Source organism: Spiroplasma culicicola AES-1 (assembly GCF_000565175.1).
GTDB classification, from domain to species: domain Bacteria; phylum Bacillota_I; class Bacilli_A; order Mycoplasmatales; family Mycoplasmataceae; genus Spiroplasma_A; species Spiroplasma_A culicicola.
This window is the reverse complement of sequence record NZ_CP006681.1, coordinates 273,717-288,373: the sequence shown is the minus strand read 5'-3', so window position 1 is coordinate 288,373 and position 14,657 is coordinate 273,717. Positions and strand designations below refer to the sequence as shown.

General features: G+C 27.8%; 13 protein-coding genes. 1 reads left to right on the top strand and 12 read right to left on the bottom strand.

Features of this window, described 5'->3' with window-relative positions; translation table 4 throughout:
• Nucleotides 1-94 precede the first annotated feature (94 nt).
• The 3 genes from SCULI_RS01320 to thrS all read right to left on the bottom strand — a co-directional run bounded on the left by SCULI_RS01320 (nucleotide 95) and on the right by thrS (nucleotide 5,154).
• Nucleotides 95-1,909: an ABC transporter ATP-binding protein gene (locus SCULI_RS01320; RefSeq protein WP_025362833.1), complete on the bottom strand. Its 1,815-nt coding sequence runs from the start codon at nucleotides 1,907-1,909 to the stop codon at nucleotides 95-97.
• A gap of 213 nt (nucleotides 1,910-2,122) precedes the next feature.
• Nucleotides 2,123-3,166, bottom strand: a complete 1,044-nt coding sequence (locus tag SCULI_RS01315; RefSeq protein WP_025362832.1) for a formate/nitrite transporter family protein — start codon at nucleotides 3,164-3,166, stop codon at nucleotides 2,123-2,125.
• 38 nt (nucleotides 3,167-3,204) lie between these two features.
• Complete coding sequence (gene thrS, locus SCULI_RS01310) at nucleotides 3,205-5,154, bottom strand: threonine--tRNA ligase (RefSeq protein ID WP_025362831.1); 1,950 nt, start codon at nucleotides 5,152-5,154, stop codon at nucleotides 3,205-3,207.
• A gap of 262 nt (nucleotides 5,155-5,416) precedes the next feature.
• Between thrS and SCULI_RS01305 the strand changes: the two genes are divergently transcribed.
• Nucleotides 5,417-5,737 (top strand): PTS lactose/cellobiose transporter subunit IIA, encoded by a 321-nt coding sequence (locus SCULI_RS01305; RefSeq protein WP_025362830.1) that lies wholly within the window; start codon nucleotides 5,417-5,419, stop codon nucleotides 5,735-5,737.
• A gap of 25 nt (nucleotides 5,738-5,762) precedes the next feature.
• Here SCULI_RS01305 and SCULI_RS01300 read toward each other — a convergent pair whose 3' ends face one another.
• From SCULI_RS01300 to SCULI_RS01260, 9 genes are all read right to left on the bottom strand, one after another.
• Nucleotides 5,763-6,635, bottom strand: a complete 873-nt coding sequence (locus tag SCULI_RS01300; protein ID WP_025362829.1) for an ROK family protein — start codon at nucleotides 6,633-6,635, stop codon at nucleotides 5,763-5,765.
• Nucleotides 6,635-8,017 (bottom strand): glycoside hydrolase family 1 protein, encoded by a 1,383-nt coding sequence (locus SCULI_RS01295; protein WP_025362828.1) that lies wholly within the window; start codon nucleotides 8,015-8,017, stop codon nucleotides 6,635-6,637. The genes SCULI_RS01300 and SCULI_RS01295 overlap by 1 nt, the downstream gene beginning before the upstream one ends.
• 1 nt (nucleotide 8,018) lies before the next feature.
• Nucleotides 8,019-9,119: a MupG family TIM beta-alpha barrel fold protein gene (locus tag SCULI_RS01290; RefSeq protein ID WP_038648004.1), complete on the bottom strand. Its 1,101-nt coding sequence runs from the start codon at nucleotides 9,117-9,119 to the stop codon at nucleotides 8,019-8,021.
• Nucleotides 9,120-9,127: 8 nt separating this feature from the next.
• A complete protein-coding gene (locus SCULI_RS01285) occupies nucleotides 9,128-10,615 on the bottom strand; it encodes a glycoside hydrolase family 1 protein (protein WP_025362826.1) in 1,488 nt (495 codons plus the stop codon).
• A gap of 4 nt (nucleotides 10,616-10,619) precedes the next feature.
• A complete protein-coding gene (locus SCULI_RS01280; protein WP_025362825.1) occupies nucleotides 10,620-10,826 on the bottom strand; it encodes a hypothetical protein in 207 nt (68 codons plus the stop codon).
• A gap of 68 nt (nucleotides 10,827-10,894) precedes the next feature.
• Nucleotides 10,895-13,282 (bottom strand): PTS sugar transporter subunit IIC, encoded by a 2,388-nt coding sequence (locus tag SCULI_RS01275; protein WP_025362824.1) that lies wholly within the window; start codon nucleotides 13,280-13,282, stop codon nucleotides 10,895-10,897.
• A 59-nt stretch (nucleotides 13,283-13,341) separates the two neighbouring features.
• Nucleotides 13,342-13,656 carry a PTS sugar transporter subunit IIB gene (locus SCULI_RS01270; RefSeq protein WP_025362823.1) on the bottom strand — a complete coding sequence of 105 codons (315 nt, stop codon included), beginning with the start codon at nucleotides 13,654-13,656 and terminating at the stop codon, nucleotides 13,342-13,344.
• A 160-nt stretch (nucleotides 13,657-13,816) separates the two neighbouring features.
• The gene (locus SCULI_RS01265; RefSeq protein ID WP_025362822.1) at nucleotides 13,817-14,437 is read right to left on the bottom strand and encodes a hypothetical protein; all 621 of its coding nucleotides are present in this window, start codon (nucleotides 14,435-14,437) and stop codon (nucleotides 13,817-13,819) included.
• Nucleotides 14,438-14,455: 18 nt separating this feature from the next.
• Complete coding sequence (locus tag SCULI_RS01260; protein WP_025362821.1) at nucleotides 14,456-14,650, bottom strand: hypothetical protein; 195 nt, start codon at nucleotides 14,648-14,650, stop codon at nucleotides 14,456-14,458.
• Between the last annotated feature and the right edge of the window lie 7 nt (nucleotides 14,651-14,657).

The following is a 14,657-nucleotide window of genomic DNA, read 5'->3' as shown; positions in this document are numbered from 1 at the left end:
GTACATATTAATCTTACATAATTTTTAGGCAATTTTTAAGGTTTTTTTGGAAAATTTTTTTATCCATTAAATACTTTTTGGAAAATAAAAAAAATTAATTTAATAGCCCATAAGTATATAGTTTTTGAAATCTTCCTGGTTTATCTTTTAATTCCTTGAAAGTACCCATTTGACCAATTCCAATATTGCGCTCTAATACTACAATTTGATCAACGTTTTTAATAGTTGATAAACGATGAGCAATAACAATTGTTGTTCTATTTTTCATTAGTTCATCTAATTCTTTTTGAATTTCTTTTTCAACAATATTATCTAAAGCACTTGTGGCTTCATCTAAAATTAATAATTGTGGGTCTTTTAAAAATAATCGAGCAATTACCAATCTTTGTTTTTGTCCTCCAGAAAACATAAAACCACGTTCACCAAGAATTGTTTCATATTTATCAGGTAAACCCATAATATAATTATGTAATTTAGCCTTCTTACATGCATCAATCACTTGCTCATCAGTGACATTACTTAGACTATATTTAATGTTTTCTAAAACAGTTCCATATAAAATTTGGGGTTCTTGCTCAACATAACCTACATGTGACAAATAATTTGGTAAATCAAGTTTTTTAATATCAATATTATTTATCAATAATTGTCCTGTTGTGACATCATAAAATCTTAATAGCATTTTTGCAATTGTAGATTTTCCAACACCAGTTTCGCCAACAAAGGCATAACTTTTTCCCTTTTCAAACACAATATTAATTTCGGGAAGAATTTGATTTTTTGGAGACTCAGGATAAGTAAAACTAACATTTTTAAATTCAACACTATCAATTGATTTAATTGTTTTTGGATCACTATCAAAATCAATAATTGATTCAACTTCATAAATATAGTTTAACCTCATTACACAGTTGGCCATTTTTGTAAGCCCTCTCATAGTAATTGTTAAAACCATTAAGTTTGTTAATAAATTAAAACATGCTGAAGTAAATGAAGTAATTAATGCGGCTAAATCTCCAGATGACATTTTCCCTTCATACATAAAAATACTGATAATAATCATAATTGAAGGCAACATTCATGCCATTGTATTATTAAAAACAACAAGAATTGCTTGTAAATTAACAACCTTTTTTTGTTTTACATCATATTTTTTATGTAGTTCAATATTTCTTTGTGATTCTCTATTTTCTGATCCAGTAGATTTAATTAAACGTACATTTATTAGACGATCTGTAATATCTGCATCAATTGCTTGTCTTTCATCAACTGCAGTAATTAAAGCTCGACGATAATAAATAAAAATAACTCAAATAATAATTATCATAAACACCATTCATCCAGTGACAATAGCAGCCATTGGTACATCTATTTGATAGACAATAATTAAAGTTGTAATTAAACTTGAAATCATATAAACAATATTTAAGAAAAATTCGTTAAAAGCATCTCCAACTCCCTGAGTATCATTAATAACTCTTGACATAATTAATCCAATTTGAGTTTTTGAATAATAACTAATATCAATTTCGACTAAATGTTGCAATGCTTTTTGTCTTAAAAGAATTTCAACCTTTTTGGAAAATAATTGTGACAAAAAGTTAGTTGCATATTCTGAACAAATAAAAAGCAAGTAAATTACTAATGCAACATAAATTCATTGTTCTCATGTTAAGAAAAAACCAAAAAAACTACTTGTGTGATCAACTGTATTATTAATTGCTTTTGTAAGACCATTTACTATTATGACTGTTGAAGAAAAAAGAACTGAATCAATTGTATTGATAATAAAAAGCATCACAAAATGGATTGGGTGTTTTTTAATTCCCAATCCAATCATTTTCATTGAAGCTAAAAATTTCTTTTTGCTAAACGCTTTTTCTGATTGAAATTTCTTTGTTTTTTGCATATTGATTTGTCCTTTATAAAAAAAACACCGATTGGTGTTTGATAACTTTGAATACATTTAAAAATTTAAATAAAAATGTACCAATCACTTATATGATATCAATATTTAAAAGAAAATAAACACTCAATTGTTAATAAATTTTCTAATACTAATTATTAATTGTTTAGAAAATAGAAAAAGATTCTAAAACTACAGTTTTAGAATCTTTAAAATCTATTTACTTGTTTTAGTTGATTTGTTAGCTTTATTATTTAATTTAGTAGTAATTCTTGTCATTTTTTCTTCTAAAAATTCAAGTCTTGCTTTTTTAAAGAATACATCAGTATATTCTTTATTAATTAAATGTAATAATCCTGGTAAGAAAATTGCTCCCCCAATTCAGTTTCCAATAAATGTTGGAATTAAATTAATAAAGAAGAAATAAACTACATCAAGAATTTGAGGTTCATTATGTAAAATACTATTTTCACCCATTTCTGGAGGGAAAATATTTGATACTATCATACTTCAAAAGAAAAATGTATTTGCAGGACCATGTTGGTAACCACTCATTGCAAAGAATGTAATTGGAAAAATAATTACAAATAAAGCCCCAACTGGATGTTTACTTGAGCTTGTTAATGGTAAAGTTGCAGAAACCATAATGTTACATAAAATTCCAGAAGTAAGTGCTGCTAATACACTTAAAACAACTGCTGAAAATGTTTTAGAACTTTCAAATCTATAAAGTTTGTGTAAACCCATATCATATGCTTTTTCAAAGATACCAATATCATTAATTTTCATATCTAATCCCCCAGCCATAGCAAAGATCATTACAAAGATTAATGTTCCAGCAAAGTTTCCAAGCATTACTCCAAAAATTCCTTTTAAGTAATCTGAAACATAGACTGTCTTTTTAAACATAGGAATTGTTGCAACAACATGTGAAGTATATAATCCTCCTCCTAAAAAGGTAATTAAAATAATACATCCTGGAAAAAAGATTCCCAACATGACATTTCCAAATCCAGCTCAATGTTCTGGTAATCCTAACATTGCAATAAGACATGCAACATATCCAAATCCAATTATAATTCCACTAAGAATTCCTAATAAGATTTGTTTTACAAATGTATAATGCATTTTGTGAATTGCAGATTTAAATCCCCCAACAATCCCATCAGCCATAAATCCATGTGATTGTTCAAGCGATGAAAAATCAACTTGTTTTAATTTATCAATTTCATTTTGAATTTTTAATTGCTTTTCATTCATAATAATATCTCCATATATATTAAAAGTTATAACTTTAATTAGTTATAACTTTTTTGTTTTATTTTTTTATTTAGTAATTCAATAAATTCTTCAATTTTTACAGTAATTTGTTTTTCACTACCATATGTTCTGTAAGTTACAGTTCTATCAGCTTGTTCTTTTTCACCAAGAACTAATAGATAAGGAATTTTTGAAACTTGTGCTTCTCTAATTTTGTAACTTAATCTTTCATCTTTTAAATCGATTCCAGTTCTAATTAAAGATGCTTTTAACATATCTTTAATTTCATTTGCATATTCTAAATTAGTTTCAATGTTTACAGGGATAATTTCAACTTGTTTTGGTGAACATCATAAAGGCAGTACTCCTTTTGTTTGTTCTAGTAAAACCGAAATAAATCTTTCATAAGTTCCAACTAATCCTCTGTGAATCATAATTGGTCTTAAAGTTTCACCATTTTTTCCAATATATCCTAAATCAAATTTTTGTGGTAACAAGAAATCTAATTGAATTGTTGAAACAGTAATTTCATGTCCTAAAGCTGTTTTAGCTTGAATATCTAATTTTGGACCATAAAATGCAGCTTCACCAACCATTTTTTTATAATCTAATTTTAAATCTTCTAGTACAGATTCAAGTTCTTGTTCTGCATGATTTCACATTTTATCATCATCAAAGTATTTTTCTTTATCTTTTGGATCTCTTAAAGATAAAGATAAATAATCAACTTTAATATCAAAAGTTGCAAGCACTTCTTGAATTAGATTAAAACATCTTATAAATTCTTCTTTAACTTGATCTGGTCTCACAAAAATGTGAGAATCTGTTAGTTCCATAGCTCTAACTCTTTCCAAACCTGTTAAACTTCCAGATGATTCATATCTATGTTGTAAAGCATGTTCTGCAAATCTTAATGGCAAGTCTTTATAGCTTCTTTGTTTGTAGTTGTAAACACTAATATGGTGTGGACAACTCATTGGCTTTAAGACCATTTCTTCTTTTGGTAACTGCATTGGAGCAAACATATCTTCACGATAATGATCTCAGTGTCCTGAAGTTTTGTACAGTTCACTTGTTCCAATTACTGGAGTTTCAATTTGAATAAAGTCATATTCAAATTCTTTTTCCATTAAATATTTTTTAATTTCTTGTTTTACAATTGTTCCATTAGGCAGTCAAATTGGTAATCCTTGACCAATTAATGGATCTAAATGATAAATTTCTAATTTTTTGGCGATGTATTTATGATCGCTTTGTTTAATTTCTTCTAATTTATCTTTTAATTTATTAAAACGTTCTTCACTAACATCTGTAATTCCTTGAATTCGATAAATCATTGGATTTGATGCGTCACCTTCTCAGTATGCACCATTTAATCCTGTTAATTCAATTCTAAATAAGTCTGAAGTTTTCAATAAATGAGCATATCTTGATAAAAATGGTATTCCATTTAATTGAGCAACTGCATATTTAATGTATTTTGAATTACTTTGTTCAATTGTTGAATCAATGTATTCTTGCTTAACATTCATTCTTTTTAACATTTCAATGTAATCATCAACTGTTTTTTCTCCAAAAACAAATTCACTACCTTGAGCAATAATTTCATTTGCTCTGTTTTCAATTTTTTGTAAATCTTCTTGTTTTAATCCAGTTGGATAGTCAAAGTAAACTGAAAAATCATCCCCAAGAATATCATCAACTTGAGGTGCAACGCTTCCTAAAGGAAATAATGTTTTAATTGCCAAGGAAATAACTATTTTCGCAGTGTAGTTAATTACTCCTCTATACAATTCATGTCTTTCTGTTACTAACTCCAATTTACAATCACGATTAATTATTGCATTTATTGGTACTACTTCTTTACCATTAACAACAGCACCAACACATTTTTTTCTTAAACTGATTGCAATATCACCAGCTATATCTATAACCTTCATTGGTTGGTCATAGTTTTTAATTTGTCCATCTAGCAATGTAACTTTCATTCTTAAGCCCTTTCTTATAAAAAATTTTGTTTGATATTTATTTTGTTATGTCACTAAACTTAAGTAATTGCTGATCGTTCGCTATAAATAAGCAATAATTTAGTGAGATTAAAAGTGGTTATTTACCATAAAAATTATATAACAATACTTTATAAAAATCATAATAAAAAAATATTACTCTAATTATTTAAATACCAATTTTGGTTATTTTTAAAATATTGAAGATAAATATCTTATAATTAATTTATGAGGAGGGTTATTTATGAGTAACAAAATTAATTGAGAGGAAGTTTCAATGGGTATTATTACCCATTCTGGAATGGCTAAATCAAATGCAGTACTAGCAATTAGAGCTGCAAAAGAAAAAGACTTTGCAAAAGCAGAACAATTAATGGCTGATGCAGAAAAAGAAATGATAAATGCACATAATGCACATATGGATGTTGTTGTTCAAGAAGCTCAAGGAATTCAACACGATTTTAAAGTATTATTTATGCATGCAGAAGATCAAATGCTAACAACTCAAACATTAATGGTTTTAGCACAAGAAATGATTGAAATGTATAAAAAAATACATGGCTAAAAAAAGCAGCAAATGCTGCTTTTTTTTAATTCATTTCATTTAAAACTGAGGCCCCAATAATATTGGCATCATTATTAAAGTGACATGCTTTAACTGTAAAATTTAAGACCATATTTGATAATTTATATAATCTTGTAACTTCATCTTGAAGGAGTTTCATAAACAATGGATTACTACTTACAGCTCCTCCAATAATAACAACATCAGGATCAATAACAAATGAGCTATTAATAATAATTTTTGCCAAATTGTGAATTTGAATATTAACAGCTTCTTTACAATTAATATCTTTATCATAATTGTCATAAATTTCTCTTCCAGTTAATTTTTGATTATGTTTTAGAAAGAAATTATTTGTTAAACTATACATTCCCGAAACTTCACTCATATTTTGATATAAACCCTCTTGATTAATTAGGTTTAACATACATCCAAGCTCTCCAGCCATAAAATTATTTCCATGATAAATCTTGTTATTTATAAAAGTTGTTCCCCCAATTCCAGTTCCAACAATCATAAATAGAGCATTTTGACTGCCCTTACCAGCTCCACTTACCATTTCTGCAATTCCAGCACAATTGGCATCATTTTCAACATAAACTGGTAAATTAAATTTTTGTTTTAACATTACTTTGAAATTTACTTTTTGGCGATCCTTAATAGCACTTATTCCCCCAACTTCACCAGTTTGAGGATTAATAATCCCAGGAATTGCTAAACCAATTAATGAAATATCAAATTGATTTATGAATTTTTCAATTTGTTTTTCAATAAGTTGATATAACTCTGGAGCAGAAATTAATTGATCATATGCAATGATCTCTTTTTTTACAATTTCTAAATTATTGACAATGCAAAGTTTAGTTGACATACCACCAATATCAATTGCTATTTTCATTATTTTCCCCTTTTCTTTTTAATTACTTCTTTAATTCAATAACCAGATTTTTTAAGAATATATTTTTGGGTTTCTAAATTATATTCAACAAATCCATAGCGATTTTTATAAGCATTTGATCAACTTCAATTATCTATAAAAGTTCACAAATTATATCCAAAACAATTTGAACCTTCCTCAATTGCTTTATAAATTCACTCTAAATGTTCTTGAATAAATTCAATTCGATAATCATCGTCAATAAAACCTTCTTTATTTCTAAAGCGTTCTTCATCTTCAACACCCATTCCATTTTCAGAAATTACTCAAGCAAAATTGTTATATCGTTCTTTTATAACATTGGCGATTTTGTAAATACCTTCAGGAAAAATCTCTCATCCTCGATAAGGATTAATGCGCTTTTCAGGTCAATCTCAGAAATCAAATAAATCATGCATATCATTTATCACTTCTACTTTTTGTTCTTTTGCTTTAACTCTTGAAGGTTGATAATAATTCAATGAAATATAATCAATTTTTGCACAAGCAATTTCATCCAACTCTGATTTGTTAAAATCAATTTTAAAATTATTTTCTTTTAAGAAAACAATTAATTCTGGATCAAAATTACCATTAATTATTGGGTCCAATTGTGCATAATTGCGCAATAAATCACAATAATGAGCAGCTTTTACATCCTCAAGATTATTTTTATCTCTTGGAATTGCAGGATTTAAAGCTAGAATTGTTGTGATTTTTTGATTATCTTTGCGATAATCTCTATTAAATAAATTGACAACTTTTGCATGGGCAACTAAAATATTGTAAAAAATCTGAATTGATTTTTTAAAGTTTTTTTCTTTTGGATAATGAAAACCGTATAAATATTGACATTCAACATTTGCCATTGGTTCATTAAAAGTCGCTCAATCATCAACTAAATCGTTGAAATTTTCAAAACAGATTTTGGCATATTCAACATATTTATTAATTGTTAATTTATCAAAAAAACCATCTTTTTTTTGCAGTGACATAGGCATATCAAAATGAAATAAATTAACAACTAATCTCACATTGTATTTTTTAATTTCTTTAAAATATGCTTTATAAAATTCAATTCCTTCATTATTAATTTGGCTTAAATTATCATCACTAAAAATACGTGATCATTGAATTGATGTACGATACATTTCTAAACCTAATTTATCTAAATTTTTTAAAGCTTCTTTATAATTAACATAAAAATTTGATGTAATTTCAGGACCAATATGATTATAAAAATCATCTTGATAATTTTTATACCAATAATCCATTACACTATCAATTTTTTTAGCAATTGAACCCTCAGTTTGAGGACCCGATAAAGAAGCCCCTATTAAAAATTGTTTTTCTATTTTACTCATATTAATCAAACTCGAATCTAAATTGGGAATTTGCTTGTAAATAATCTAACAGGATTTTTTCTTCAGCTTTAATTGAAGCCACATAATTATATTTATTATCTATATTTTCAAAATCATCTTGTAAAATAATATGTAATTCCCCTTTGTATTTTTCATCATTGTTATTGATAATAACAATATCACCAATATTAAATTTATTTTTCTTATTATTTGGTTGTATATCGCGATCTTTAAAATAAATTCTTGGCATTGTTGATCTAATAAACATTTCAGTAATATCTCCACGACGATAATGACTTGTACTTAAAATAATGTCACTCTCATCATCTGTAACAAAATTTTCTTTTTTTATATTAAAAGTTAAAACATAGCGATTAACTTTTGCAAGTTCCATCATTTCAGCTTCACTAGCATATGCATTTCCAATTAAAACATTATCAATTTCTTGACTGTAAAAGAGAATTTTGGCTTGTGCTTTAATTGATAAATCTCTTTGAATTTCAATTGTTGGCAATTCTTTTCACCCAATTGCTGTTGTCATTTCACCAATATGACTGCCAACAAAGGCTGAAGTTTCTAAACGATGTGCTAAATATTTTTGATTACATTCTCTAAAAAACTGTAAAGGCAAGGCTGTATTTTTTAATGGATAAAAATTGTGACATCCATTTAAACGTGCAGCAATTGGTTTGTAATCCATAATATTTGTAATTAAATGATCATTATTAGACATATTTAATTGAATATCGATTTCTGCTTTATTAAAAGTAAACATTGCAATTTCTGATGCACGAAGTGGTGTATCAAGACGAATACAATCAACTCCAATTTCTTTACATTTTAATAAATCATTTTCTATTCCAGCTTTTTTCATTGAATTTTCTTCAACATCTAAAACAACATAAAAACCTAATGCTTTGGCATAACCAATAGTTTTAAACACCTTTTCACATTTATGATGAAACTCTGGATCATTGCCAAAATGTAATATACTGGTAAATAAAATTTTAAAACCAAAATTTTTGGCTAAATCTAAATATGCTTTATCTTTTTCAAAACTTGATTGTTCTGGATAAATTGATATACCTATATTTCTTTTCATAATTTACTTTATTGATAAAAAATATCTCATTCATCTAATATCTTTTGATATTCATTTTCTAGATATTTTTTATCAAATTCTAATTCCTTTCCTTCATTTTTAATTACATTTTGATATCAAACATAACTTAATTTTGGTTTTCGTGTTCTTAATGGTGAATTAAAATTAACACTTACTAAACCATAGTCTTTTCGATAACCTCCACTTGGTGAATATATATCACAATAAGTTCATAATGAATATCCAATCATATTAACAAATTCACGAGCTTTTAAAACTTCACGAATATGTCTCTTTAAATAATCAATTCTGTCATAATCTTTTATCATAGATTGACTCTTATCATCAAAATCACCCATTCCATTTTCAATAATCATAATGGGAATATCTTTTCCATAACGTTGACTCAATTCAATAGCACCGCTTACTAAACGTGATTCATCAATTAATCAATTTCATTTTGTATAATCACAATCTTTTGGATAAACAAATGTTAATTCTTTTAGATGAGATTCACTTGGTGGAGCAATAAATTTTTGTTTGTTATCTTGATGTTCATTTTTTGATACATAAATTGGGCGATAATAATTTCACCCAATAAAATCAAGTTTATGTTTTTTCAAATATTCAAGATCTTGCACTGGAATTTCAAACTTAATTTTATGTTCTGCAATATAATCATAAAAACATTGTGGATATTGCCCTTTTAAATTTGGATCTAAAAAGAGTTTCATTCATCATTCATTATATTGTTTAACAGCAACACTGTTTTGATCGCCTTCATAGTCAATTGCTGGATTTCAATCATGATCAATTCCCAAAATTGCATCTTTATTTAAATACTGTGCAACTTTTGCAAGTTCAAATTCTTCTTTAGCAACAGCTGCTGTTAAATTTAAATTATGTAAAGCTTTTACAAATGCAGTTTTATCATTTCTTGCTGGGGGTAAATAATCTGATAAATAAGCTGATTGAGTAAATGTTGAATTTTCATCATTTACAAATCATGTATCTGTATATTTTCCCAAATACTTAAAACAAGTTTTTGCATAAGTTCTAAATCACTCAACAATATCTCTATTTTCAAAACCACCTTGTAGTTGTGCTCACATTGGAGTATCTCAATGATAAAGAATTGGAATTGGTTTAATTCCAGCATTAGTTAATTGTTCAAATAAATCAATATAAAATTTAATTCCTTCAGGATTAATTGTTGTACTGTCTCAAGGGAAAATTCTTGTTCAATCCATATTATAAACAAAAGCATTTAATCCTAATTTTTTCATGATTCTAACATCAGTTTTATATTTATGATAAAAGTCTGCTGCTACTTCAATACTATTGATTTCACGTTTAGCAACTCCAACTGGGGGAATTGTAAAATTCCTTTTAGTAAATTCATCTCAAATTGAATCAGTTCTTCCCCCAAGATTTCTTGCACCTTCAATCTGAAATGCACAAGTTGAAGCACTAAATAAAAATTTATTATCTTTCATTTAGCTAACCTTCTTTTTTGACTTCTAAAGTTTCAATTAAATTTCCATTTTTATCAAACACTTCAACACTAGTTTCATTTTCAGAAATAGCTAAGTTAATGGCACGAGCTTTTGCAGTTTCTAAGTTAGGTACCATTGAAGCAACAGTTCCTCCTACTCTTGCAGCTCATCCCCCATATCCACCTTGAACGATATCTATTTTTTTTCCCATATATTTTGTGTCCCCTTTTTAATAAAAATTGCTCACACACCTGAGTGTGTGAGCAATAATTGTTTAAACTATTTTGCTTTTGCAGCATTTAATTTTTCTTTTGTAGAAACTTTAGCTTGAGCTAATTGTTGTTTTGCTTCTAATTTTACTTGTGCAACTTGTTTTTTCATATCTTGAACATACGCTCTGTTTGTATCTGCACTTGCTTTTCAATCAGCTTTTTTGGCCATGATATTTTCTTTTGCAGTTTGCTTAATTTGAACAACTTCATCCATTCTTCCACTGTCTTTTGCAGCTTTAATGTCTAATTTTGCTTTATCTTTGATTGCTGTAATACTGTTTACATAATCTCATTTTCTGTCATAAACTTTTTCAGTTTCTACACGAATTTCTTTGAATAAATCAGCTTCTAATACTGCATATTCATTTCTAATTTCTGCAAGTGCCACATTTTTGGCTTTTCTTGCTTCTAATTTTGCTTTATCAGTCATTTTTTGTTCTCAGAATCTATTTTGACTGTGTGCATTGTTGATAATAACTTCTGCTTTATCAACTAATCTTTCATGTTTATTTCCAGTAATTGTTTGGAATTTAAATCTTGGATCTGAATAGTATTTCATTTCAAGAGCATATTGCTCTGGGAAATTTGCTTTCAATTTTCTGAAGTAACTCATGTTGTCCAGTCAAATGAAAGGCATATAGATCGCAAATGAAACTCCTGTAACAAGTAATGCTGGAATTAATGCTTTTGGTGATAAGTAAACTATCACACTAGCTAGTAAGTATGGTGTAGTTCATGGCACACCAATTTGTGCATAACCTACAATATTCATTACATCTGGTGAGAATAATCATCCCACAAAAACGTTTACCATTGGTGCTAAGATAAATGGTGTTGCATACACTGCATTTAAAACAATTGGATATCCAAATAAAACTGGTTCGTTAATTTGGAAGATTCCACTTGGTGCAGCATAAGTTGCAATTTTTCTCATATCTTGACGTTTTGAGAATACAAATGTTCCAATAATTAAACTTAATGTAGCTCCACTTCCTCCTAAGTTCATGAAAGTATCAAAGAATTGTCCTGAGAATACTCCCATTTCTCCTGAGGCAGCTGCAGCTTGGTAACCTAAACTTGTAATTAGTGTTAAGTTAATTGTTCCAATCATTGATCAAATTGGAGAAAAGGCTCCGTTTACAACGTTTGAACCGTGAACTCCAAAGAATCATAGGAATGAGATAAAGAATGCATATGCTAATGCTAATCCCAATCCTCCACTACCTGTTGCAAAAACAAGTAATGAGCTTACAAAAAATTGATATATAGCAGCAGATCAACCAAATGCTGCTCCTGAAATTGAAGTTTGAATATATTTTGACAACAGTACTAAAGTACCATTTGCATCAATAAATTGTAATGATGCATCTCCATATAAGTTATTAATTGTAGCTTTATCAACTGCAAAGGCTCATTCTCCCTTGTCACTAATTGTTCCATTCATTAATGAAATCATAGCTCCAATTATTCCTTGATCTTCTGTTGAAGAATTTTCATATAAAGTTTTAATTGCATTTAATTTTGATTCTGCACTACCATCTCCAGATCAAATGTCTTGTAATTGTAAAACTAGTTCATTATCTACTCCATAAATTGGACCTAATCTTTCAATAACATTTTGACTAAAGTATATTTGTCAATCAGTTTCTGACCCTGAAAAACTTGTAAATGCAGATTTAGTAACAGCTAAGTCTGCTCCTAAAACGTTTGGTAAAACAAACACTATATTTGATAAAGCGATAGTTCCAACTGTAATCATAAACGGTAAGAATACTGCAAATGATTTACTTACACTTGGTGGAACTCCGTCAGGAAGTTTGATGTATAGAGCTCTAACATTTGATAATCACAAAAACATTTCTGTGCTGATGATACCAAAGATTAGTGCTGAAATTAATCCCTCAGCTCCTTGGAAGAAACCAATGTTTCCCATTGTAGTTGCTAAGAAACCAATTAATGATGCGAAACCAGCAATAACTGGATTTTTACAATTTCTAGTTAATGATAAGAAGTAACCAAATGTGAATGCAAATCACAATGAAGTCATTCCAATTGTTATTGTATTTAATTGTGCAAATAAATTAGTTCCAACTAACATAGCCTTGTTAAAACCATTATCTTCTCACAAATATGCTGATATTTCTTCTCACGCCATATCAGGGTGAACCATTTTAACGATTAACCCTAAAAGTGAAACATAACCACTACCAGCTCCCCCAAAAACAATTCCATTCATAATCAATCCTAATGATCCAGCAATTGTTAAGGGAATTAAAGTCCCAAACGCATCTCTTAATGATGCAAGATGTCGTTGTGAACCTAACTTGGTAATGGCTGGGACAAATTTGGTACTAAACCAACGTTTGACCTTACTTTCTTTCTTTCCCATTTCCATAGATAAATAACCTTTCTTTCATTACTCAAGATTTTAGATTATATTAAATTTGTTATTAATTAATACTTAATATTGGCTCCCTCGGCCATACGTTTAGCCATTTCAAGAGCCTCCTTACCTTTTGCGGTAGCATAAATTTGCGGAGGTATTGCTTCAACAGGTTTAGCAGTAATCTTTTTAAATTCATCTAATGCATAAGTCACTTGGGGACCCACCATAACAACATCTCAGTTATTGATTAATTGTTTTCCTTCAGTAACACTCATTGCTTCAATTTCACATTCAAAATTCATTTTACGTGCTTCTGATTGCATTTTAGATACTAATAAACTTGTAGACATACCAGCCGAACAACATAATAAAATTTTTAACATCATTTTCTCCTTTCTACTATAAATATACAATTTTTCTTAAAATTAGTAAATAATATTTCTAAAAAAGTTATAATAATTTGGAATATTTTCCCAAATACCTATTTTAGTTGCTTTATTTTCATTACAAAAAAAAAAAAAAAAATTCCAAGAATGGAATTTACTAATAAATATATTTTTTTGACTTCTTTTGTAATCTTTTAATCTTTTCTTGTAAGATTGTTTTATATTTTTCATCATCTGTTAGTTCAATATATAATTGCAAAATTTGAATTTCAAATGATATTTTAACTGATTTTTGATAACTTACTTTTTTATAGTTGTTTAATAGTCCAAAAACAGTTTCCATTCCCTTACAATCATCAACTAATTTTATCTTGGCAATTTTATCATTTCCTTTGAAATGAACTACTCTGTGAATTTGGTGATCACCAGTATATAATTTAACACCAAATTCACTTTCCTTCTCTAAACTGTCAACCTTAATTAAGTTTTCTCCTGTTTTTTTAGACGAATAATAGTAATTACCCTCTGCTAAATCAAAACCTTCTAAATTACCATTGATATCTTTTGCTGATAAATTTATAAATAACTTAAATACTTGCTCTAAAGGATACAAAATTTTTGCTCTTTTAACAGTACGAATATTTCTTTTCATTTCTTCTGTCATTGAGCCATGTTTTTTTTCATCAAATTTTTCTTTTAATTTTTCAAATTCAAGATCTTTTTCTTTGATTAATTCTGGATCTGAAATTATAATTTTTTCCTTAACATCATATTTCATTTACTTAAACATCACTTTCTACATATAAACAACAACAAGAATTACTAAGCATATAACTGAAAGTGCAAGTCCAGCAACAATCATCCCCAATACTTTTCATCCAAATTTGTTAATTACTTTCTTTTTAGTTCTTGTATAAAAAGCTAAAAAACTTCATATAAAAAATGGAGCTACTAAAAAAATTAATGCTAAAGTCATTAAAAATGCTTCCATTTTACTC